The organism is Neobacillus sp. 204, assembly GCF_046562815.1.
In the GTDB taxonomy this organism is placed as follows: domain Bacteria; phylum Bacillota; class Bacilli; order Bacillales; family Cytobacillaceae; genus Neobacillus.
Window position 1 is genome coordinate 298,912 of sequence record NZ_JBJORY010000004.1, and the last position, 23,509, is coordinate 322,420.

The 23,509-nt window shown below is 36.2% G+C and carries 19 protein-coding genes and 2 pseudogenes; 19 read left to right on the forward strand and 2 right to left on the reverse strand.

Annotated features, from left to right (window positions below; all coding sequences use genetic code 11):
- Window positions 1–38: 38 nt before the first annotated feature.
- The 10 genes from ACJ004_RS10870 to ACJ004_RS10915 all read left to right on the forward strand — a co-directional run bounded on the left by ACJ004_RS10870 (window position 39) and on the right by ACJ004_RS10915 (window position 11,490).
- The gene (locus ACJ004_RS10870; protein ID WP_410892950.1) at window positions 39–1,094 is read left to right on the forward strand and encodes an acyltransferase family protein; all 1,056 of its coding nucleotides are present in this window, start codon (window positions 39–41) and stop codon (window positions 1,092–1,094) included.
- A 109-nt stretch (window positions 1,095–1,203) separates the two neighbouring features.
- A complete protein-coding gene (locus ACJ004_RS10875; RefSeq protein WP_410892952.1) occupies window positions 1,204–1,806 on the forward strand; it encodes a sugar transferase in 603 nt (200 codons plus the stop codon).
- Between the two features lie 24 nt (window positions 1,807–1,830).
- The gene (locus ACJ004_RS10880; RefSeq protein ID WP_410892954.1) at window positions 1,831–2,598 is read left to right on the forward strand and encodes a GNAT family N-acetyltransferase; all 768 of its coding nucleotides are present in this window, start codon (window positions 1,831–1,833) and stop codon (window positions 2,596–2,598) included.
- Window positions 2,599–2,707: 109 nt separating this feature from the next.
- Complete coding sequence (locus ACJ004_RS10885) at window positions 2,708–3,799, forward strand: GNAT family N-acetyltransferase (protein WP_410892956.1); 1,092 nt, start codon at window positions 2,708–2,710, stop codon at window positions 3,797–3,799.
- Window positions 3,800–3,853: 54 nt separating this feature from the next.
- Entirely contained in the window at window positions 3,854–5,032 is a 1,179-nt protein-coding gene (locus tag ACJ004_RS10890) for an aminotransferase class I/II-fold pyridoxal phosphate-dependent enzyme (protein ID WP_410892958.1), read from the forward strand.
- A 209-nt stretch (window positions 5,033–5,241) separates the two neighbouring features.
- Window positions 5,242–7,056, forward strand: a complete 1,815-nt coding sequence (locus ACJ004_RS10895) for a polysaccharide biosynthesis protein (RefSeq protein WP_410892960.1) — start codon at window positions 5,242–5,244, stop codon at window positions 7,054–7,056.
- Between the two features lie 38 nt (window positions 7,057–7,094).
- Window positions 7,095–8,324 carry a glycosyltransferase family 4 protein gene (locus tag ACJ004_RS10900; protein ID WP_410892962.1) on the forward strand — a complete coding sequence of 410 codons (1,230 nt, stop codon included), beginning with the start codon at window positions 7,095–7,097 and terminating at the stop codon, window positions 8,322–8,324.
- 105 nt (window positions 8,325–8,429) lie between these two features.
- Entirely contained in the window at window positions 8,430–9,092 is a 663-nt protein-coding gene (locus tag ACJ004_RS10905) for a YdcF family protein (protein WP_410892964.1), read from the forward strand.
- Window positions 9,093–9,313: 221 nt separating this feature from the next.
- Window positions 9,314–10,420, forward strand: a complete 1,107-nt coding sequence (locus tag ACJ004_RS10910) for an acyltransferase family protein (RefSeq protein WP_410892965.1) — start codon at window positions 9,314–9,316, stop codon at window positions 10,418–10,420.
- 215 nt (window positions 10,421–10,635) lie between these two features.
- A complete protein-coding gene (locus ACJ004_RS10915; RefSeq protein ID WP_410892967.1) occupies window positions 10,636–11,490 on the forward strand; it encodes a hypothetical protein in 855 nt (284 codons plus the stop codon).
- A 27-nt stretch (window positions 11,491–11,517) separates the two neighbouring features.
- On the opposite strand, the gene ACJ004_RS10920 is transcribed toward ACJ004_RS10915, so the two are convergent.
- Together ACJ004_RS10920 and ACJ004_RS10925 are read right to left on the reverse strand one after the other, a co-directional pair.
- On the reverse strand, window positions 11,518–12,222 hold the full coding sequence (locus ACJ004_RS10920; protein WP_410892968.1) for a DUF421 domain-containing protein: 705 nt from the start codon (window positions 12,220–12,222) through the stop codon (window positions 11,518–11,520).
- A 118-nt stretch (window positions 12,223–12,340) separates the two neighbouring features.
- Window positions 12,341–13,393: a lactonase family protein gene (locus tag ACJ004_RS10925; RefSeq protein WP_410892969.1), complete on the reverse strand. Its 1,053-nt coding sequence runs from the start codon at window positions 13,391–13,393 to the stop codon at window positions 12,341–12,343.
- Between the two features lie 152 nt (window positions 13,394–13,545).
- Here ACJ004_RS10925 and ACJ004_RS10930 point away from each other — a divergent pair, with 152 nt between their 5' ends.
- The 9 genes and pseudogenes from ACJ004_RS10930 to xylB all read left to right on the forward strand — a co-directional run bounded on the left by ACJ004_RS10930 (window position 13,546) and on the right by xylB (window position 23,505).
- Window positions 13,546–14,784 carry a recombinase family protein gene (locus tag ACJ004_RS10930; protein WP_410893079.1) on the forward strand — a complete coding sequence of 413 codons (1,239 nt, stop codon included), beginning with the start codon at window positions 13,546–13,548 and terminating at the stop codon, window positions 14,782–14,784.
- A gap of 35 nt (window positions 14,785–14,819) precedes the next feature.
- Window positions 14,820–15,173 carry a hypothetical protein gene (locus tag ACJ004_RS10935; RefSeq protein ID WP_410892971.1) on the forward strand — a complete coding sequence of 118 codons (354 nt, stop codon included), beginning with the start codon at window positions 14,820–14,822 and terminating at the stop codon, window positions 15,171–15,173.
- A 288-nt stretch (window positions 15,174–15,461) separates the two neighbouring features.
- A pseudogene (locus ACJ004_RS10940) lies at window positions 15,462–15,656 on the forward strand (family 1 glycosylhydrolase); the annotation flags it as partial.
- A gap of 124 nt (window positions 15,657–15,780) precedes the next feature.
- Window positions 15,781–16,383 (forward strand): annotated as a pseudogene (locus ACJ004_RS10945) (GntR family transcriptional regulator); the annotation flags it as partial.
- 14 nt (window positions 16,384–16,397) lie between these two features.
- Window positions 16,398–17,270 (forward strand): ROK family protein, encoded by an 873-nt coding sequence (locus ACJ004_RS10950; protein ID WP_410892972.1) that lies wholly within the window; start codon window positions 16,398–16,400, stop codon window positions 17,268–17,270.
- Window positions 17,271–17,283: 13 nt separating this feature from the next.
- A complete protein-coding gene (gene manA, locus ACJ004_RS10955) occupies window positions 17,284–18,231 on the forward strand; it encodes a mannose-6-phosphate isomerase, class I (protein WP_410892973.1) in 948 nt (315 codons plus the stop codon).
- A gap of 94 nt (window positions 18,232–18,325) precedes the next feature.
- On the forward strand, window positions 18,326–19,318 hold the full coding sequence (gene mgrA / locus ACJ004_RS10960) for an L-glyceraldehyde 3-phosphate reductase (protein ID WP_410892974.1): 993 nt from the start codon (window positions 18,326–18,328) through the stop codon (window positions 19,316–19,318).
- Window positions 19,319–19,537: 219 nt separating this feature from the next.
- Window positions 19,538–21,991 (forward strand): alpha-mannosidase, encoded by a 2,454-nt coding sequence (locus tag ACJ004_RS10965; protein ID WP_410892976.1) that lies wholly within the window; start codon window positions 19,538–19,540, stop codon window positions 21,989–21,991.
- Entirely contained in the window at window positions 21,988–23,505 is a 1,518-nt protein-coding gene (xylB, locus tag ACJ004_RS10970; protein WP_410892978.1) for a xylulokinase, read from the forward strand. The genes ACJ004_RS10965 and xylB overlap by 4 nt, the downstream gene beginning before the upstream one ends.
- Window positions 23,506–23,509 lie beyond the last annotated feature (4 nt).

The following is a 23,509-nucleotide window of genomic DNA, read 5'->3' on the forward strand; positions in this document are numbered from 1 at the left end:
TGTTATTAGGGAAGATTTTTAAGAAAAGAGTGAAAAGCATGGAAAGTGATAGAAGAAAGCTTTCATACGTTCAGATTTCAAGAGCAATAGCCATTTTATTTGTTCTCTTAGGTCATGTGAATATTTTGTTTTATACCGATTTTAAGTACAACTGGTTTCATATGGGAGAATGGGAAAGGACAGGTGGTGTTGATTTCTTTTTTATTGTAACCGGGTTTATGATTTATTACCTATATCATAGGCAAGCTGGTGTTCCAGGAAAGACAAGCGAATTTCTCTTGAAGCGTGTGATTAGAATTTACCCGTTATATTGGATGTTTACCCTGCTAGCAATAGCTGCTTCATTAATTTTTCCGTCAATAGACGGGGCATACTCTTGGGAGCTTATTATTAAGTCAATGCTTATCCTGCCGACAAATCCTATTCTTGCTTCAACTTGGTCACTAAGTCATGTGATGTTTTTCTATATCTTGTTTACTGCCTTTATATTCAAACCAAAAATCTTTAAACCAATCATTTTATTCTGGATAGTGGTAACCATTTTAATAGAGCTAAGAATCATTCCCTATTCAGAACATTCGTTTTTTATCAGCTTTAGCAGTTTAGAAATCATATTTGGATGTCTAGTGGCACATTTGACCCTCAACTATACATTTAAATATTCAACCTGGATGATATTGATAGGGATGTTAGGATATTTGGCTGTTTGGATAAATAATATATACAGTTTGATTGACATACAAGGCCCTGTATTTTTTTGTCTATTTTCCATGATCATGATGCTTGGTATTTCTGAAAAAGACAAAAAAGAGCGAAAAGTCCCAAAAGTGCTTTCTTTCTTAGGGGATGCTTCATATTCAATCTACATTGCCCATGGACCATTTCTGCAAATGTTTATCTTAATTTTTATGAAGTTAGGAATAATCAATTTAATAGGCTACTTTTTTACAATGGTAACCGTGATTATATTAGCGGTCATTTCATCCTGTCTAGTCTATATATTTATTGAAAAGCCAATGTCTAAATATTTAAGAAGAGCGGTGTTAACGAAAAGAAGGCGTTTAATAGAAATACCTGTTGTAATCGCTAAATAGGGGAATTCATTACAGTAATGTTTTTATCCTTGGTTAAGTAACTCTTTGTATTTTGTTCGTTTTTGGGAACGGGAAACACTTTTATATTGAATTAATCTCGGGGGGAATAATGAAAAGATTATTTGATATTCTTGCAGGTGTACTCCTTCTGTGCCTTTTCAGCCCTATCATGCTTGGGGTTGCAATTGTTGTCAGAGTGAAATTAGGTTCGCCGATATTATTTAAACAAAAACGAGTAGGGTATCATGAGCAGATTTTTATTCTATATAAGTTTAGAACAATGACCAATGAAAAGGATGAAGCCGGGAACGATTTACCGGATTCAATTCGATTAACAAAAGTTGGACTTATGATAAGACGCTTAAGTCTGGATGAGTTACCACAATTACTAAATGTGGTGAAAGGTGACATGAGTTTGGTTGGACCTCGTCCACTATTAGTTCGATATTTACCTCACTATTCTCTAGAAGAAAGAAAAAGACATACTGTAAGACCAGGAATTACGGGGTATGCACAAGTGGAGGGCAGGAACCAGTTAGACTGGAACAGCAGATTGACATTAGATGTAAAGTACGTGGAAAACCTGTCTTTCCTCTTAGACTTAAGGATTATTTTCAAGACAATAAGTAAAACCCTTAAACGAGAGGGGATTGCTGATGTACCTGATCAACAAATGTTAGATCTGGATGTGGAACGACGGATGAAAGCTTAGTATACATGAGGCGGAATATAACCAATGAAAATATGTATTGAACCTCTAAAAAAAGAAGATGCTCATCTAATCCCCAAACTGATTGAGTCCGGAATGAATAAGGACATTTTTTCACTCACAATCTTTAGTTCAAAGGGCTACGAAGCATATATAAAAAACCTGCTTACGATTCCTGAAAAAAATCGAAGAGTGAAATTTTATGGGGCATTTATTGATGACCATTTAGCTGGTTATACAGAATGGCGTATTTTTGAGGAAACTCTTTTTTTAAATAATATTTATGTTTTCCCTGAATATCAAGGATTTGGCATTGGGAGGTCACTTTTAGTACAACATGGATTTAAGTTATTGGATGAATACGGAAAGTCTAAGATGTCCCTAGATGTTTTTGATCATAACGGTGAAGCTATGAGTTGGTATGAAAAAATCGGCTTTGTTAGAAATGAATCTACTTACTGGTATGTTGGGGAGCAGCCTACTTTAGCACGTTCTAACTTTACTTACGAATGTTATATAGAGAATTATCCTAATGCTGAAGCGGAGCAAAAGGAATATGATTTTTCTATGTTTACATGTTCAACTAGAAATGGAGTTTATCAAATAGGTAAAATTAATAATCAATTCTATCGATTAACGAACCCTAAGTCCTTTAATGATCATGATTTACTTCACTGTCTTTATCAGCTAGACCCAAAACGGAAACTGCTTCTATTGACACGCGAAGTATTTTCAAAACACTTTACGTTCACATTGGCGTGTATAAGCAACAGGATGAATGTAGAAATTAACTAGATTTAAATGAAAAATTTTCAGGTAACATGTTTCATCTATATTTCGATTGATTAAGATGAAATTTCGTCGAATTGAACTCTTTTTAAGGAAAATTATTGGGGGGACTTTAGTGGTTTATAGAACATTTGATTTAAGTGAAAAAGAGAACTGGCACGAATTTTTAGAAAAAACAGAAAGTAAGGATGTGTATTTTACACCTGAATATTTTGAAATTTATGAGAGAAATGGGGAGGGGAAGGCACAACTCTTTATATATGAAAATGGTGAGGATTTTGTCTATTACCCGTTTTTATTGAGAGGGCTTAATGACTTAACATATGCAGAGGACGTAAGAAGAAAATATGGGGATTTGTATGATATTACAACTCCATATGGGTATGGAGGCCCAATTACAAATTCGAAGGTGGAATCCCATAAAAAACAACTATATAGCGAATTTGAGGATTCATTAAGTTCTTATTGTTTTCAAAACAATATTATTTCGGAGTTTGTTCGATTTCATCCATTTATTCGGAATCACCTGGATTATAAAGATATTGAATCTACATTAAACCGACATACTATTTTCGTTGATTTATCTTTGGATTTAGAAGAAATATGGGAAAATTATGATAACAAAAACAGAAATAGACTACGGAAGGCAAAAGCCAATGAATATTTTACGATAGTCCATCGATCTCCAAACGAATTAGAAAACTTTATGAATCTATATTATAAAACAATGGATAAGAAAAACGCATATGAATATTACTATTTTCAGAAAGACTTTTTTGATAATAGTGTTGAACTTTTGCGGGATCACTTGGAATTAATCGAAGTCATGATGGACGATAAAGTCACACTGTCTTGCTTTTTTATGCTCTATGGTGACTTCATCCATTATCATTTATTAGGTTCGGATGAAGAATATTTAAAGTACTCTCCTAATAATTCTTTAATTCATTATGTTGTTGAATGGGCAAAGTCTCAAGGAAAGAAAGTCTTACATTTAGGCGGAGGATATGCTGGAGATACCGATACATTATATCGTTTTAAAAAGCGTTTTAATAAATATGGGGATTTGCCCTTTTACATTGGAAAAAGAATTCGTAATGGGGAAATTTATCATGAGCTAATTAAAGACCTGCCAGTTAATGAAAATTATTTTCCTTTGTACAGACATCCGGATCTAGCCTTGAAAAATCTTCTTACTAAACAATAACCTTTACTTATTTAGTCTAGTAGAAATACGCCATTAAGAAATGGATGTGAGTTCATGGAAAGTAATAATAAGCGAATTTATCTTTCTTCACCACATATGACCGGCAATGAGCAGAAATATATTGATATGTCCTTTAAAACGAATTGGATTGCTCCATTAGGCCCTAATGTTGACCTTTTTGAAGAGAATATATCGCAATATGTTGGAGTGAATGGCGCTTTAGCCGTCAGTTCGGGTACAGCAGCAATCCATCTGGCATTAAGATTACTTGATGTGAAAGCAGGGGATAAAGTTTTTTGCTCCACACTTACCTTTGTAGCAAGTGCAAATCCGATTCTTTACCAGCATGCGGAACCTATATTTATAGATTCAGAGTTTGATACATGGAATATGTCACCTAAAGCTTTGAAAAAAGCATTCAAAGATGCGAAAAAAGAAGGTAATCTCCCCAAAGCTGTAATAGTCGTCCATCTCTATGGGCAGATTGCCAAAATGGATGAAATAGTAGAAATTTGTAATTTTTATCAGGTGCCGATTATTGAAGATGCGGCTGAATCACTTGGTTCTATCTACAAAGGGAGAAAAAGTGGAACGATAGGGAAATTTGGTGTGTATTCCTTCAATGGAAACAAAATTATTACCACCTCGGGTGGGGGAATGTTGGTTTCAAATGCCCAGGAGGCACTAGTAAAGGGAAAGTTTCTCGCAACGCAAGCACGAGACAATAGTCCATATTATCAGCATAGTGAGTTGGGCCACAATTATAGGATGAGTAATATTTTGGCGGGAATCGGAATTGCACAACTAACTGCTATTGAAGAAAGAGTGGAACAAAAACAAGCTATTTTTCAAAGATATGTTCGCGAATTAAGTCATATTAAAGAGTTTGTTTTTATGCCGGAATATCAAGGGACACGTCATAATCGCTGGTTGACCACTTTATTTATAGATTCAGAACAACCATTGTTTTCTCCACTTGAGTTGATTCAGGCGCTAGAAAAAGAAAATATTGAAGCGAGACCAATTTGGAAACCAATGCATTTACAACCGTTATTAAATGAATTTAAATACTATCCTCATTCAAACCATTTGAGCGTCTCTGATTATTTATTTGAAAGAGGAATTTGTTTACCTTCAGGTACAAACATGTCGGAAGAAGAGCAAACAAGGGTTATACAAACCATTCAATCTTTTATCACTCATAAAAGGAAACAAAAATATATTTCCACCTAGCTCCCGAGTAGTAGGAATGAATCTATTGAAAAATAGCTGTTTTTCCTAATAATTGGAGAACATCTAATGTATGAATGTTCTTTATTTAGAACAATGGATCTTGTGCATTTATAGGGGCCTTCCTTTTTGCACCAATGTTCCTATTTCATCTGAAAAAGTTAGAAGCTTTACAAAATTTTTTTAAAAGAATCAGAAAGGAATGTCTAATCATGAGTTTTCAGAAACGATTGATTTCTTTATTAATAGTTGATTCTTTAATAGTGTTCACATCCGTATATATATGTAGTTTTCTTTTGTTTTCAGGATGTGTTGTCCCCGCATTACCTTTGACTCTTGTGTCAACAACCTTGCTATTAAGCCATCATATTTTCGCTTATAAATATAAGCTGTATAAAAGAGCTTGGGAGTATGCGAGTGTCGATGAAATGGTATTCATTTTAAAGGCCGTCACCTTTTCTGTAATTACAGCAGCGATTATTCAATTTATTATTGGGCAACAAATATTTTTTCGAATTTTAACAACTACATGGATGATGCACTTGTTTTTAATTGGCGGTTCTCGTTTTTCTTGGCGTATTTATAAAGATAAACATTTGGAAGGAAACAATATAGCTAAGAAGCGAACGCTTATTATCGGAGCTGGGTCTGCTGGCATGTTAGTAGCAAGACAATTAAAGCATAGTAACGGTGAACTTAGTCCCGTCGCATTTATTGATGACGATATACAAAAGCAACATCTTGAAATTTTGGGTCTGCCAGTTCATGGCGGCTTAAATAAGCTTCAAGACACGGTCAAAAATCTAATGATTGAAAATATCGTTATTGCTATTCCTTCCCTTAATAAAAAGGAGTTGCACGATATTTATATGGAATGCACAAAAACAAAGATTAATACACAGATGATACCGATGTTTGAAGACTTAGTAACAGGTAAGGTCTCAGTTAATGAAATATGCAATGTAGAACCAGGTGACCTTTTGGGCAGGGATCCTGTTGAATTAGATACGGACTCGATTGCGAAATACATTACAAATAGCGTAGTACTTGTTACCGGTGCAGGTGGTTCGATTGGCTCTGAAATTTGCCGACAAATTTCTCATTTTAAACCATCAAAACTTATACTACTTGGCCATGGGGAGAATAGTATCTATTCGATTGAAATGGAATTAAGGTCCAATTTTCGAAATACCATTCAAATTTTGACTGAAATAGCTGATATCACAGACCGGGATAAAATGTTCACCATTATGAATGAATATAAACCAAGGGTGGTATTTCATGCAGCAGCACACAAGCATGTGCCATTAATGGAGCGAAATCCTGAAGAAGCCATAAAAAATAATGTGATAGGTACAAAAAATGTTGCTGAAGCAGCAGGAGAAAATGATGTTGAGACTTTTGTCATGATCTCGACTGATAAGGCCGTAAATCCAACAAGTGTGATGGGAGCTACGAAGAGAATAGCAGAGATGATTGTCCAGGAGCTTGATCGAAAAAGTAATACAAGATTTGTAGCAGTCCGATTTGGTAATGTGTTAGGAAGCAGGGGGAGTGTCATTCCGTTGTTCAAGGACCAAATCGCGAGAGGCGGCCCTGTAACGGTAACACACCCTGAAATGACAAGATATTTTATGACAATCCCTGAAGCCTCTAAACTCGTATTACAAGCAGGATCTCTTGCACAAGGTGGGGAAATCTTTGTCCTCGATATGGGAGAACCAGTAAAAATTGTTGACTTGGCCAAAAATTTAATTCGCTTATCCGGCTGTTCTGTAGATGAGATAGAAATAACTTTCTCTGGAATAAGACCAGGTGAGAAGTTATTTGAAGAAATTTTAAACAAAAATGAAGTGCAGGATTATCAGATACATCCCAAAATTTTTGTTGGTAAATCAGTGAATTTAGATGTTACAAACATTACCAATTTACTTGAGAATTATAGCAATCTAGATAGAGGATCACTTAAAGAAGTACTTTTATTTATCACCAATCATTCTAAGAAAACTATGCAAGTAGTAGTTTAGTAAGAACGCTAACCTGATGTCGAATGGAGAGTGGAAGGATGTTAACAAATAATAGAGAGATTCTTTTAGTTGCTCCCTTTACAATACTTCCAGGGGAAAAAGGTTTTAACAGATTCACTTATATTGCAGACAAGTTGAGTAAAAAAGGCCACAAGGTTACGTTGCTTACGAGTAGTTTTAAGCACAGTGATAAAAGCTTTCGAGATAAAACGAAGATTGAAACAATCTGTAGTAGCATAAAGTATAAAATCGTCATGATAGATGAACTAGGGTACAAAAAGAATATTGGTATTGACCGTATTCAAAGTCACAGGTACTTTTCAAAGCAGCTAACGCATTATTTAAAAAATATTCAAAAAAAGCCAGATGTGATTTATTGTGCCTATCCTATGATGGATGCCGCTTTTATTGTTGGGAGATATGCCAAGAAGTTTCAGATTCCATTCGTGATGGATATACAAGACGTATGGCCAGAGGCAATTAAAAATGCTATCCCGCTTCCAGAGGTATTGGTTGATGTCATATTATATCCACTTACCGCCTATGCCAATAAAATTTATAGTTTAGCAGACTATGTTGTGGGTGTTTCAAAAAGTTATGTGGAGCGAGTAAACAAAGTCAATAAGAATGCGAGAAGTTACTTACCCATATTTATAGGAACAGACCTGGGTATTTTTGATAGCTATAAAGAGAAGCTTGTAAAGAAAGATCCTAATGAATTTTGGATTACCTATATCGGTACCATCAGCTATAGTTATGACCTAGAAACAGTGATTCGTGCAGTTTCAATTCTAAAAAATAAAGGAATATCCAATATTGTATTTAAAGTATTCGGATCCGGGCCATTACAACCAAAATTTGAAAAACTGGCTAATCAATTGGGCGCTCCTGTGGATTTTATGGGGCATTTTAAGTATGACGAATTGATTCCATACTTAGTAAATTCGGATTTAGCAGCAAATGCAATCAGTAAGGGTGCTCAACAAAGTATTACGAACAAAATCGGAGATTTCTTATCAGCGGGTTTACCAGTAATAAATAGTAGCCTTAATAAGGAATTTATGGAAATGGTGAAGAACGAAAATATTGGATATAACTACAACTCTGGGGAACCGGAAAAATTAGCGACACTAATTGAAAAGCTTTACAATAATAAAGGTTTACTTGTGGCATTTGGAGAAAATGCGAGGAAATTAGCCGAAGAAAAATTTGATAGAAGACAGTCCTATAGAGAAATCTATAGCATTATTGAACAAGCAACTGTATAGGAACGGACCGACATGTTACGTATTTATTTATATTTGAAACAATTGTTTAACTAATTCATTTACTGAAATCTGTGGTTGATAAATAGATCTTTACAGGAGATAAACATGTTACGTTCAACGATTATGCCTTTACGAAAAAGAGGCAAAGGAGCACTTCCCACTTTTAATAAAAAAATTATTCGTAATAAACTTCTATTTTCGGTGGTTCTATTCTTTTTTCTTTTCCTATTCTTTGCGGGACGATTTTTGGTGATTGATGAAGTGCCGAAAGAAGTAGACGCGATTGTTGTATTGAGTGGAGGAGAAGGGCGACTGGAAAAAGCAATTGATCTTTACGAGTTGGGGTATGCAAATAAACTCATCGTATCAAATGGATTGGCCGACGGTTTATGGGAAAAGGCTGTCACACTTCTGCCAAGCAAATCTCTAATATTGGAGAAAAGGGCAGATAGCACATACGAAAGTGCAGTCTATGTTAAGAAAATAATGAAAAAATATAACTTTCATTCTGCAATCTTAGTCTCTTCTGATTTCCATATGAGGAGGGTAAAATATAATTTCGATCGAGTCTATAAGGGTAGCCATGATGAGCTAATTTATGTATCTAGTGATAGTTCTTATAATCCAAGGGCATGGTGGATGAATAAGCACAATGTTGGTATCACAATTAGTGAATATGTAAAAATAATTGGTAATACCTTTGGTGTCTATGGAAATGACGCAAAAAGAAAATTATACCAATATGTAGAAGTGTTCTTTTATGAATAATTAAGGCTCTTTTCGTAAACTTTGTTGCTTCTGGAGCTTAATTAGGGTCATTTACTAAGTTTCTAGGTAATTTTCGCAAATGTTCTTACGAAAAGATGCCACGATTTATAAAGTTATACGGGTGATGAACTTATACGAATAACAACAATCTATGCGAAAAAAGCCATAATTAAAAAAGTAATTTACTATTAGCTATTTTTCCTTGAAAGGGAGAGAGAATTTTGCAGAAAAAATTGATAAATGAAATTTTCTTAATGAGAAGTATATCTTGTTTAAGTATTTTACTTCTTCATTCACTTGCAAGAGCTTATGCTGATGAAAATAATACAGTCAATCTATTAAGAGTTTTATTAACTTTTGGTACGCCCACCTTTATTTTTATTTCGGAATTTATCTTATCACGTTCATACCCAAATGAACTACCCACAAACTTTTGGGCTAAAAGACTTAAGAATGTAATGGTTCCCTATATATTATTTGGAACATTTTTTGCCGTATTAAAAGCCTTTGAACAATCCTTAAGTACAGGAACTAGTTTGCTGAGTTCGTTTGGACAATTTTTCTGGCGTCATCTTTTATTAGGGGATTTCCATGGCTATTTTATCTTGGTTATCTTTCAATTTTACTTGCTACATTATCTTTTCCATAAACATTTGCAAAAGTGGAAACCGTCAGTGGTTATGGGAAGCACACTTTTGATAAACATTGCCTATTTAGGCTTTTTCAACTTTGTAAAGCCCTATCCAACTGAAATTGGGGTTTACATATGGGAAAAATACTATTGGATTCCCTTTTTAGGCTGGGTGTTTTATTTTTCGCTTGCTTATTATTGTGGCAAACACTTTTCCGTTTTTATCAACCTTTTGAACAGATATTCAAAGTGGGTAATTGTCAGTCCATTCGTATTAGGATTCATTTGCCTGTTTTTATATGGGTCAAAAATTTTACCGATTATTTCATCCAAAAGAGTAGATATGGTCTTCTTTACAACTAGTATGATTTTTTTGATTTACTTTATTGCCACAAAAATTCCCAAAGTACCTAAAATCTTTGGTTGGATTAGCCAATATTCGTTCGGCATCTATTTAATACATCCTGTCTTTTTAGCTGTGATGTACCTAGTTTACAAGCGTATGTCCTTGGAAATTCATCCATCCCTACTAACAGTATTATATTTCTTTGCTAGTTTGTTATTGTCAATTGCATCCACATTTGTCTTGAATAAAATACCATACGGATACTATTTTGCTGGGAGAATTTCTATAGGAATGAATGATAAAAAAGTGAGGAACCGACCAGCTCCTGATAGAAAACCCTTACACGGATAAATCTAATGGTAATAGAGGTGAGGTCAAATGTACCCAAAATAAACAGCCCTAAATTATGTTCATTCAAAATTTAGGGCTGTTTTATGTTCTCTCCAATCTCATGCTAGTTAAATAAATTTTATTACTATAGGTTATTTAATTATGCAATAAATTATTATACTTATATAATAATTTGAAACCTAATAAAAATAACAAAGGAGGAAAAAAGAGGGAAAATGGCAGAAAATCCAAATGTCTATGTTGAGGATTTTACAGGTAATACACCACAGGCGAAGATTCAGGCTGCAATTGATTTTGCCTCCCAAAATGCTAGGAAAACAGTTATTGCTGCAGATAAAGATTATTATATTACAGGAACGGTTATCATTAAACAAGGCGTTAAATTACAAGGAAGTTATGGGACAAGATTTGTAATTGGTGCTAACGTTCGAGGATTTGAACTACAAAAGGATGCTTCATTGTGGGATGCCAGTATTATGGCAGATTATAATGGGTACACCAAAGAAGTGATTTATTTAGATGGGAAGTATAAATATTATAATACGTGGAATAATACATCACTTAAAAATCTTGTCTTGTTGAATTGGACAGGCACTGTATCAGGCACAGGTATCAAGATGTATTCTGGTGGAACTGGGCATGAGATTTCATTTTTAAACTTTACAGATATAAAAATTGTATCATTTGAGAAAGGTATTTATTTAAAAGCTGTTAAACCTGCTAGTGGATTTGCTTATGTAAATGCAAATCGCTTTGATAAAATTTCATTGGAAGACTGTATTGAAAATATTGTTATAGAAGGCAGTGAAACCATTCCGAACGAATGTAGTGGTAATTCTTTTACCAATTTACAGATTCAACCTTCAAACAATACCAAACATATCATGACTATCCAAGGACAATTTAATAAAATTGATGGAATGTGCTGGGATTTACACCTAATACAACATTCTGACCCCGTGTTTATATTTAAATTAGAGAGTAACTATAATGAATTGGCTATGAGATCCATTCCTGCAAATCGCATTTTGAATAGTGGAAAAACAAAAAATAGGTTCGATACTTTTTAATTAAAAAATTTTCAACCTGGCAAAAAGTTATTTAAACAAAAACACCTTCACATTCTTTTTACTATCAACCGTACCAAGCAGAACTTCACCAACTTCTACCTGATGAAGAGTCTTAAGTGTGTTAACAATCCACTCTTCCTCTACGTTTATTTGCTGCATTACAGAAAAATCTATCTTTCCTTCCTTAATAATCGTTTTAGGAAGATCAAAAGGCTCTATTTTCATTTGATAGCTTGCCGGTGTCAATGCCTGGTATTTTGGATCTAAAAAAATCGAGATTTTTCCATCAGACTCCCACAATGCCAAAGCTACTTTTTTTACATCCTCTACTTTTTCTTTTCGTAACTCTGCTAATAAATGATCAATAGAAATTCTTGCTTTCTTTAAGCCTTTATAATTGATTTTGCCATCTTTTATAAGTGGAAATGGATCTGGATCTAGGAACTTTTCAATGCGGCTCGATTTTAAGCTAATTAATAAGCTTCCAGTATACAAAACCACCAATACAACGGTTGTAATCATCGAACCTTTCATTCCAAGACGTTCATCCGATAATGGATGAGCAATAATATTTCCTAGAACTAAGGTAATAACAAAATCTAATAATCTTAATTGGGAAATGGTACGTTGGCCCATAACTTTGGCAACAATGAGTAAAAAGAAAAATGCAATAACTGCTCTTAATATCCACTCAATTGAACTAAGTGTTTCTTGGCTATGAAAAAAATCCAATGAAGACACATCCTTTTCATTTCAAGCATCTCAATTAGTATTGGCTGTGACTATGAATTTTATCGCGTTATTACGTCAAAAAACAGGACAAGTTAATCACTCATCCTGTTTTTTTATTTTACATATGTAGGAACTTGATACAAACGGGATGCGGAACTTCGATATCCGACTGTAGTAAAGTAAGTTTTCCTGTATTCAGATCACGTGAAAACAACACAATATTGCTGGACTCTTGGTTGGAAGCAATAATGTATTTCTCGGTTGGGTCGAACATAAAATCTCTCGGCCAGTCACCTTCCGTAGATGTACGCTCTACAAAGCTAAGCTCGCCCGTTTCTTGATCTACACGGAACACAGCAATACTATTGTGGCCGCGGTTACCAGCGTATACAAACTGTCCATCAGAAGATATATGAATCGCACTTCCTTGGTTATTCTCGTTAAAATCGTCTGGAAGCGTAGAAATATATTGTTTCTCTGTGAAATGTCCATTTTCCGGGTGATAAGTTAAAACAATCACTTCGGAACTAAACTCGGTCATGATGTAAGCAAGGTTTTTGTGTGGATGGTAAGCAAGATGTCTTGGTCCACTGCCGCCTTTTAGTGGTAAGCGGCTAACCTCCTCAAGAGAGCCACCTTCGCCTATTTGATAGGTAATCAGACAATCTGTTCCTAACTCCACTACTGCAACGTACTTTTCATCTGGTGTTACACCTGCAAAATGGGTATGCGGTTTTTCTTGTCTAGGATCTGGTCCAGACCCCTCATGCTTCATAATTGAAACGGGGGGATTAATCGCACCCGTAGTTGGATTAAGTAAGTAGGATTCAACCGAGCCCTTGTGATAATTTGAACTGAATAAAAACTTTCGGTTTGAATCTAAACTAACATGACAAGGGGATGCTCCTGGTAAAAGTTGTTTGTTAATCGGTGTTAATTCTCCTGAATTTTTATTAATTGAAAACGATGCGACACCGCCCTCGTCTCCCTCTTTCAATACCGCGTAAAGATACTGATTGTCCTTACTAACGGTAACGTATGTAGGATTTTCTAAGTTTGCCACGGCATTAATATCCGTTATTTTTGCGGAATCAGTGTCAAAAGAAAACGAGTAAACACCTTTGCTGTCTCCTTTGGTATAGGTTCCAATATAGCCAAGATATTTTGTCATGAATGAATTAGCTCCTTGTCTTAAAATTAGTTCCTTTCTATTTTAACAAAAGATGGGAAGATTATTTATTAAAAAGACTTTTGTTAAGATAGACAAATTAGAAGGGAAATAACGGGATGTAACCTGAGAGTAGAACAAAGTCTGGTTGTGTAATTTATACGAGGGTTTCTACAAAAAAGCAGGAGGTTGCGGGAAACTTGGATCGCCAAGTTGGGAGGCTCACTTCCTTTGCTATTGACAAAAGGATGTCCATTTCCCATGTGATCAAAGAAGTTGCCAGTGGAATAAATGAAAACCGGAAAGGAATAAAAAGTTTACTTTCCATTATCGATAAGGAACCGATTCATTATTTGGCTTATACGGGAGTTATTAGTAACCCTTCAGTAAATGAGTCGATGATTTTGGACGAGCTCATGCGTAAATTTCAATCGGCTAAACGTTTTTTGCGGGAACGCCTCATTGATGGATTGAACCGAAAGAAAGCAGTAGCGAAAGCAAAGCCACTATTTCTGAATAACTCCCGCTATATGAGGGATGCTGTTCTTGAAGCGGAAGCTTCCATTTCCTCGCAGAAGGAATTGTTGCCTTTGTATGTGGAGCAATATAAAACAGCGATACAAAAAATAGAGAAGCAAATAAAAAAAATCCAAAAATCCACCAAGTCCAATAAAAGAGACCTAATATTGTATAGGCAGTCCCGAATGAAAAAGTTAACAAAGAAAATGGACTATTATCACTATCACATCCAAAACGGCAGTGTTCCTAAGGTCGTTGATGGGACAAGGAAAAGGCTGATCCTTTTAAGTAAACATAAAATCACTAAACAAGAGTGGATCGATTCACGTACCAACGCCCTCTTTTCACGGGGTGAATCCTCAAAAGGCGGAAATGAAAATATCAAATTGCATTATCTACTAAACCGTTCAGTAGAAATGAAAGTTTTAAATCCGTTATCCTCAAATAAGAATGAACGATTATGCTTTGAAGTTCAATTCTCTGAAAAACACATCTTGACAATTATTTCCTACCTTTCAAGTGAACAAGCCTATAGTGTTCGAATCCTTCGAAAAAACGGGAAATACTACGTCCATTTAACTTTCAAGCAAAGATTAAAATCCTCTTATGATTTTTCAAATGGCTGTGCAGGCATCGATATCAATCCGGACAATTTAGCCGCTACCATCGTTCATCCAAACGGGAATTTCCGTATAAGTAAAGTATTTTGGATGAATGATGTCAACAGTGTTCGTGTCGGCAAACGTAATTGGATGATTGGGAATACCGTTACTTCTGTCATCGAGTGGGTGAAGTCGAATGGAATCGAAATAATAGCCATTGAAGATTTATATTTCAACAATGATTTAAGCAAAATACAATATTCAATCGCATGAGCAGTAACTTTGTCTATCGAAAGATTATAACCACTTTGATTACAAAATGCGTTAAAGAGGAAGTTTCTCTTGCACAAGTCTCGGCATACTATTCTTCATTAATCGGACGGGTCAAATATCAAAAAACGTACGGACTTTCGATTCATCAAAGTGCTGCCCTCGTATTAGCACGTCGAGCCATGGGTTTCAAAGAAAAAATTCCAAATCAAATGATGTCAGTCCTTTTTGCTAGGGAAGCAAAAAAGGGGCATCAGGTAAGTGATTTATTTAAACATTGGAAGAAAGTGCAAGGCTGGATTTCTGACCTAAAAAATAGTGCCTATCATCATGAGCTATATAGAAATTGGTATATCGATGACTTTATTCACTATGTGGCCATGCAAGAATAGTGAAAGTGAATGATTTTAAGCCCTTATTTTAGTGCGGACATTCTTTTGAATGTGAAAATTTCAATGGAAGGATTGCCGTAAGAGGATAAAGGTAGCTCAGGTAACTCCTGCCCTATGGTGTGCTCGAAAAGAGACCGAAAGACATAGGTGTTCGCAAGAAGGCTAAACCCTAGGCCAGCGAAGGGTTGGACAATTGTCTTAACTTGAGAATCTAAGGCGAATGTTATGATTTGTTATGATTTAAAAGAGCTGGTTACCTATTTGATTTCCACTATCCAAATGAAGTGAAGTCAACATCCTGTTGATCTAAAAGCATCTGTCCTTAGTGATGCCTTTTTTAATCGATCTTTCTTAGACCCTTCTGTAAAAGGTGAATTCCCACAGGGGCTTGTCCAAATTTTAAAAGAAGAAGGGATTATGCCAGTTATTGAAGAGGGGGATATGGAGATTATCAAGAATAATACCGTTGATATTCTGGGTGTTAAAAAGGTTTCAGAGAATAACGGTTTCTAAATATAGATTTTATAATTAGAAATATTAAATGTGAACATAAATCCTGACTATTATCTTTATTCTCATTTACTCTACAAGATGGTCGAATTTGGTCTGCAGCCGGATGACTATGAAAAGCGCTCTTGACCTTTTAGTTGTGGAAGGATTGCTTTATCGGAAGAGAGGGCATGGTACGTTTATTGTCCAATCGGCGATTAATAAAAGTAAGGTAAATGTTGCTACCAATAAATCTTTAGGATTATCAAACTTATTAAAGGATAAGAAGGTCACTAGTAAAGTGATAAAGTTTGAGGTACAATTTCCAACAGAAGAAGTTGCCATCCATCTTGCCATTGATGAGAAAACCCCGGTATATTATCTCATTCGTCTAAGATTGGTTGATGGAGAACCCTATGTCATGGAGAAAACATACATGCCTACTACACTTATTCTAGGTATTAAAGATGAGGTTCTTCAGGGCTCAGTTTATAAGTATATTGAAGAAGATTTAGGCTTAACGATGGCAGGGTCTCATCGAATTATTAGGGCGTGTAAATCTGAAAAATTAGATCAAGAACACTTAGAATGTCTTCCTGATGATCCCATTCTTGAGGTTGAGCATGTTGGTTTCTTGAATAATGGTGTTCCATTCGAGTACTCTTTTTCACGCCATCGATATGATAAATTTGAGGTAACTACTGTTAATCCTTTAAGATAATTGGAGGGAAAATAATGTTAGGTGCAATTGAAGCAGGAGGTACAAAGTTTGTTTGTGCAGTCGGAGATGAGTCCGGCAAGATTATTGAGCGAATCCAAATTCCTACTACGGTACCTGAAGAAACGATGCCAAGTGTTATCCAATTCTTTAAGAAATATCCGATTGAAGCTATTGGGATTGGTTCATTTGGGCCCATTGATGTAAATATTGAGAGTCCTACTTATGGCTGCATTACCTCTACACCAAAATTAGCATGGAAGGACTTCCCTTTTGTTCAAACGATCAAGGAGACCTTTTCAGTTCCAGTTGGTTTTAATACCGATGTGAATGCCGCAGCTTTTGGAGAAGCAACATTTGGTGCTGCTAAAGGATTAGACAGCTGTTTATATATCACCATTGGGACAGGAATTGGAGCAGGAGCAATTGTGCAGGGGAAATTGCTTCAAGGACTATCCCATCCAGAAATGGGTCATATTTTAGTTCGCCGCCATCCAAATGATAGCTATAATGGAAAATGTCCATACCATAATGATTGTTTCGAAGGACTCGCAGCGGGACCTGGGATTGAAGAACGCTGGGGTGAAAAGGGAAATCACTTGGTTGATCGTGAAGAAGTGTGGGAGCTGGAAGGCTATTATATTGCCCAAGCGCTTATGCAATATATTTTGATTCTGTCACCGAAAAAAATTATTCTCGGCGGCGGTGTTATGAATCAAAAACAAGTATTTTCACATATCTATAAATATTTGCCAGAGTTATTAAACGAGTATGTATCATTGCCGGAGCTTTCGGATTATATTGTTAGTCCAGGCTTAGGGGACCATGCTGGGATTACTGGATCACTCTTGTTGGCTTATCAAGCATTACAGAATGTAAACAGTAACTAAAATAGGGGGATGAATGATGGAACCATTATTTTTAAAGCCTGTCTTTAAAGAAAGAATTTGGGGAGGAGCTACCTTAAAAAATCAGTTTGGCTACTCCGTTCCTTCTGATAAAACAGGGGAATGCTGGGCTATTTCAGCACATCCAAATGGACCTTCAATTGTTGAAAATGGACCTTTTGCAGGTGTTTCGTTGGACAAGCTTTGGAAGGAACAACCTGAACTTTTCGGAAACCCAAAAGAGGAAGTTTTTCCACTATTAACGAAAATTTTAGATGCAAATATAGATTTATCAGTCCAAGTTCATCCTGATGATTCTTTTGCAAAGGAATATGAAAATGGAGAACTTGGGAAAACCGAATGCTGGTATATCATTGATTGTAAAGAAGATGCAGATATGATATTCGGTCATAATGCGAAAACAAAAGAGGAATTAATTCAGCAGATTAATGATGGAAAATGGAATGAATTACTTCGAAGAGTAAAAATTCAACCTGGTGATTTTTTCTATGTACCAAGTGGAACTATCCATGCCCTATGTGAAGGTACCCTTGTATTAGAAACACAGCAAAGTTCTGATACAACCTACCGGGTTTATGATTATGACCGCAAGGATGACCAAGGGAATTTGCGTGATCTTCATTTAGATAAAGCCATAGAAGTGACGACTGTTCCGCATCAAGTTACTGGAAGTAAGCCTTCTGTTGAGTTAAAGGGGAATGTAGAGATTACTACATTTGTAGAATCTGACTTTTTTACTGTTTATAAGTGGGATGTAAGTGGTAATTCTTCATTTTCATATAACGATCAATACTTATTATTTAGCGTCATCAAAGGTGAAGGTTCATTGTTCCATAATGGAGAGAAGTATTCATTAAATAAAGGGACACATTTCATTATTCCTTTTGGACTGGGGGAATTTTCCATTGATGGAGAATGTCAGCTTATTGTTTCTCATCCATAACAGGAGGAGGCGCAGGGCAAGTGCCAAAGAAACAGATCTAAGCATGAAGATAATATGTTAAATTAAATAAATAATGAAATGGGGAGAAGCATAAATGGGGTATGAAGCAGCAGAAAATCGCTACCAATCTATGGAATATAATCGCAGCGGACGATCTGGGGTATTATTACCAGCCATTTCCTTAGGGCTTTGGCATAACTTTGGCGGTGTCGACACCTATGAAAATGGACGGGCCATGCTGAGAAGGGCATTTGATTTAGGGATTACTCATTTTGATTTAGCCAACAATTATGGCCCACCAGCGGGGGCAGCTGAAGAAATGTTCGGTAGAATCTTAAAGACTGACTTCGCTCCATATCGTGATGAAATGATTATCTCTACAAAAGCAGGTTACTACATGTGGCCAGGACCATATGGGGATTGGGGCTCCAGAAAATACTTGATATCAAGTCTAGATCAAAGTCTAAAACGAATGGGACTTGATTATGTGGATATTTTCTATTCACACCGGCCAGATCCTAATACACCGCTAGAGGAAACGATGGGAGCATTAGACTCAATCGTTCGTCAGGGTAAAGCATTATATGTTGGAATTTCTAACTACAGTGCGGAACAAACAGCAGAAGCAATCAAAATCTTGAATGAGTTAGGGACACCGTTGTTAATCCATCAACCAAAATATTCGATGTTTAACCGCTGGATTGAGGACGGATTGCAGGATGTATTACAGGAAAATGGGGTAGGTTCGATTGCTTTTAGTCCGTTAGCACAAGGCTTATTAACCAATAAGTACCTAACTGGTATTCCAGCTGATTCTCGTGCAGCAAAGCCAACAGGGTTCTTGAGTGAAGAGCATGTTACAGCTGATGTTATTGAGCGCGTTCAAAAGTTAAATGAAATTGCAGTTGAACGTGGTCAAAGCCTTTCACAAATGGCGTTAGCATGGGTTTTACGCGGTGGAAGGGTTACTTCTGTCCTCATAGGTGCAAGCAAAGTAAGCCAGATTGAGGAAAATGTGGCTGCATTGAATAACCTTGAATTTTCAGAGGAAGAATTAGCGAGGATTGAGGATATTCTTAATAGTTAAGGAAAAAGGATGAGTGGTTGCTCATCCTTTTTTATAATGTTTTTAACAAAATAAGTTAATTCGCAATACTTAGTTTATTGAATACACAAACAAAGGATGACCTGCTATAATGAATCCAATAGTAAAGTATGTAAGAGGCACCTTACGAATACTAGAAGCAGATAAGCTAAAACAGTAGAAATGGTCCTAGGAATATGAATCATCAGGAGGAAATGTTAAATGAAAAAAAATATGTTTATGATTGGAAATGCGCACCTAGATCCCGTTTGGCTTTGGCGTTGGCAGGAAGGATTTCAAGCAGTAAAGGCGACATTTCGTTCAGCACTCGATCGTTTGAAAGAATATGAGAATTTTATTTTTACGTCCAGTTCTGCTGCTTATTATGACTGGATTGAAAAAAATGAACCTACTATGTTTGAAGAAATCAAGGAAAGAATTCTAGAAGGCAGATGGGTAATCTGTGGCGGATGGTGGATTCAACCAGATTGCAATATTCCGAGTGGTGAATCATTTGTCCGGCAAGGATTGAATGGTCAAAATTATTTTAAAGAAAAGTTCGGTGTGACAGCAAAGGTTGGCTACAATGTTGACAGCTTTGGGCATAATGGAATGCTTCCGCAAATATTAAAGAAATCCGGGATGGATTCCTATGTATTTATGAGACCAGGTCCAGAAGAAAAGGGGCTTCCGGGCCGATTGTTTTTGTGGGAATCTAAGGATGGTTCTCGTGTGAAAGCCTTTCGTATTCCGTTTGAGTATTGTACCTTTGACCACCTTGAAAACCATATTATGCATTGCAAAACAGAACTGAAACATTCCTTTAATAACTTAATGTGCTTTTACGGTGTTGGTAATCACGGTGGTGGACCGACCAAGGAAAATATTGAAATTATTGAAAAGTTAAATGGGTCAGTAGAAGATACAAATCTTATCTTCAGTACACCGAATGAATTTTTCGAACATGTGGACAGTCTTAAGGATATGTTGCCTGTTGTCCATGATGACCTGCTTCACCATGCAGTTGGTTGTTATTCTGTTCATTCGGAAGTGAAGAAGCTAAATAGATATTCAGAAAATCTCACATTAATGGCTGAAAAGTTTTCTTCCATTGCGAACTGGACAACCGGACAAGTATACCCAGAAGACATGAATCAAGCCTGGAAGGGAATTTTATTTAATCAGTTTCATGATATTTTAGCTGGAACGAGCATTGAATCAGCGTATAAGGATGCAAGAGATTTATATGGAGAGTCAATCAGTATCGCTTCAAGAAATATGAATTACGCCTTACAATCCTTAAGTTGGAATATTGATATTGAAGAAGAAAAATCCATGAAGCCAATCGTTATATTTAATCCACATTCATGGCCGGTAAAAGTAAATGTTGAAATTGAGGATGGGTTGTTTGTAAATTATTTACTCCCAGAAGAGTTCATCATCGAAGATGTAAAGGGGAATGAAATACCTTACCAAATCGTAGACCCTATAGCAAAAGTTCCAAATCGAAAAAGAGTTGTATTTTTAGCAGAGTTGCCGCCATTAGGATATAGCACGTATAAACTTCGTGCAGTCAAGTCTGCAAAAGAATTTGAAACGATAAAAGTTACTGATTATGAAATTGAAAACGATTACTTCAGACTTGTGATTGATAAAGATTCAGGTGGTATTAGCAGCTTATTTGATAAAGTGAAGCAAATTGAAGTGTTCAAAGCCGACGCAGCTATTCCTGTTGTCATGAATGATTCATTCGATACTTGGGGACATGGGACGTTACGCTTTGATGAGATTGCAGGCGTATTTAAGCCAGTTCGAATTAAGAAGCTAGAAGAAGGACCTGTAAGAGGCGTTATTCGGGTAACTTCTAAGTTTCAAGCATCTACAATTGTTCAAGATTTTATTATGTATAAGCAATCTAATAAGATTGAAGTCAATGTGAAAGTAAACTGGCAAGAAAGCTATCAAACATTAAAATTAAAGTTTCCTGTGAGCTTTAATCAAAGGAATACCACCTATGAGATTCCATTTGGGCATACTTCTCGTGAGTCGGATGGGAACGAAAAACCAATGCAAAACTGGATTGATGTTACGGGGACAATTAGTAAACAAAGGGAAGATATTTACGGCTTAAGTATTCTAAATGATGGAAAATATGGGGTCGATGTAAAAGGTAATACGATCAACTTAACGGTTTTAAGAAGCCCAATCTATGCGCACCATACTCCATTTATCCCTGACGAGGATGAGGATTATCCGATTATCGATCAAGGAATTCAGACTTTTACGTATCAATTGTTACCGCATGAAAACAGTTGGGAAGAAGCTGAAACTGTCAAGCATGCCCTAGAATTAAATCAAAAACCGCAAGTGATTGTTGAAACATACCATAAGGGTTCATTGCCACAAGAAGATTCTTTTATTTTCATAAATCAGCCAAACATTATTCTTTCTGCCCTAAAGAAAGCGGAGAATCATGATGACCTCGTTATTCGTCTATTTGAAATGAATAACACAGAAACGGTTGCAAAAGTCGACTTAAAAAATTGGGGCCGAACCATGGAACTGCACTTTGGACCATTGGAAATCAAAACCTTATGCATTCCGAAGAATCCCGAAGAGCCAATTTATGAAACCAATTTAATTGAAAATCTCGATCAAGCCATGGTTACAGTATGAAACATTACTTGGGAATTGACTTAGGAACCTCATCACTTAAAGTTGTGGTGGTAAACCAATGGGGTGTGATCTTAAATAGTGCAACAATGTCTTATGATGTTCACACACCTCAGGATGGGTGGATTGAACAAAATACGGCCAAATGGCTAAATGCACTGAGAAAGGCATTAGCGGATTTGGGTAGAATGAATTCACAAATTCTGAAAGAAATAAGTGCAATCTCTGTAACAGGGCAAATGCATGGAATTGTTCCTGTTGATAAAGATGGGAATGCACTGCATCATGCGATTATTTGGTCTGACAGAAGAAATGAAGAGGAGTTAGCAACACTAAAAAGTGAACTTACTAACGACGAATGGGTTGCTGTAACTGGAAACCGTCCGAATATTAGTTTCACACTCGGGAAAATTATGTGGTTTCAGAAACAATTTCCTGACTTATATGAAAAGACATATAAGTTTTTACTCCCGAAGGATTTTCTTCGTATGAAGCTGACAGATACGTTTGAAACTGATTATTCTGATGCATCGGCAACACTTCTTATGGATTTACCAACATTGCAATGGTCCCAAAAAATCATTAGAACTTTTCAAATTGATGAAACCAAGCTTCCAAAAATTAAATCATCAACAGCACTTATAGGTTCTATCACTAGAAAAGGGGCAGGAGTATTTGGGCTTACTGAAGGGACACCTGTGATTTGTGGGTGTGGCGATGCCCAAGCACAGGCTTTAGGAAATGGGATTATAAACTCAAAAGATTGGTTATGCACCATCGGCACGAGTGGTCAGCTTTTTGTGAGTACTAACGAACCAGGTATTGTAAGTAACGGAACGCTCCATTCCTTTGCTCACGCTGCTCCAGGGAAATGGGTATTAATGGGCGCGACCTTGTCTGCTGGAATGTCATTTAAATGGTTAGCAGAATCCATCTTTACTAAGGATATTGAAATAAAAGACTTGTTAGATCTAGCAAGTACGGCTAATCCGGGAGCTAAAAAATTACTTTTTCTGCCGTATCTCTTTGGCGAGCGCTCACCATACATGGATGAAAAAGCTAAGGGTACATTTATTGGCTTTACGAATGAGCATACAAAGGCCGAAATGGCCAGGGCTGTGGTTGAAGGCGTTCTCTATTCTTTATATCAATCATTTAAAATAGTTGAAAATACAATTGGATATAAATGTGAGCACATCCTGTTAACAGGGGGGGCGGCACAACATGACTTGTGGGTGACGACGGCAGCCAATATATTTAATGTTCCAGTAGTTAGAAATAGAAATAGGGGTGGCGGCGCTTATGGTGCGGCTATGTTGGCAGCGGTAGGAAATGGTGATTTTAACAATCTGGAGGAGGTTTCAGAAGGTTGGGGCTTGCATCAATACGAGAAGGTTTATCACCCCAATCAAACCTTGCATGAAGATTACGAAAAATTATTTCACGTATTTGCAACAGCTTATGATTCTTTAAAAGAGATATTTCACCAGTTACATGATTGTGAGGTATGTAAGTAATATT

Coding starts and splice junctions, on each gene's coding strand:
- ACJ004_RS10870 (WP_410892950.1), top strand. CDS start 39: ATGGAAAGTGATAGAAGAAAGCTTTCATACGTTCAGATTTCAAGAGCA.
- ACJ004_RS10875 (WP_410892952.1), top strand. CDS start 1,204: ATGAAAAGATTATTTGATATTCTTGCAGGTGTACTCCTTCTGTGCCTT.
- ACJ004_RS10880 (WP_410892954.1), top strand. CDS start 1,831: ATGAAAATATGTATTGAACCTCTAAAAAAAGAAGATGCTCATCTAATC.
- ACJ004_RS10890 (WP_410892958.1), top strand. CDS start 3,854: ATGGAAAGTAATAATAAGCGAATTTATCTTTCTTCACCACATATGACC.
- ACJ004_RS10895 (WP_410892960.1), top strand. CDS start 5,242: ATGAGTTTTCAGAAACGATTGATTTCTTTATTAATAGTTGATTCTTTA.
- ACJ004_RS10900 (WP_410892962.1), top strand. CDS start 7,095: ATGTTAACAAATAATAGAGAGATTCTTTTAGTTGCTCCCTTTACAATA.
- ACJ004_RS10905 (WP_410892964.1), top strand. CDS start 8,430: ATGTTACGTTCAACGATTATGCCTTTACGAAAAAGAGGCAAAGGAGCA.
- ACJ004_RS10915 (WP_410892967.1), top strand. CDS start 10,636: ATGGCAGAAAATCCAAATGTCTATGTTGAGGATTTTACAGGTAATACA.
- ACJ004_RS10925 (WP_410892969.1), bottom strand. CDS start 13,393: ATGACAAAATATCTTGGCTATATTGGAACCTATACCAAAGGAGACAGC.
- ACJ004_RS10950 (WP_410892972.1), top strand. CDS start 16,398: ATGTTAGGTGCAATTGAAGCAGGAGGTACAAAGTTTGTTTGTGCAGTC.
- manA (WP_410892973.1), top strand. CDS start 17,284: ATGATGGAACCATTATTTTTAAAGCCTGTCTTTAAAGAAAGAATTTGG.
- mgrA (WP_410892974.1), top strand. CDS start 18,326: ATGGGGTATGAAGCAGCAGAAAATCGCTACCAATCTATGGAATATAAT.
- ACJ004_RS10965 (WP_410892976.1), top strand. CDS start 19,538: ATGAAAAAAAATATGTTTATGATTGGAAATGCGCACCTAGATCCCGTT.
- xylB (WP_410892978.1), top strand. CDS start 21,988: ATGAAACATTACTTGGGAATTGACTTAGGAACCTCATCACTTAAAGTT.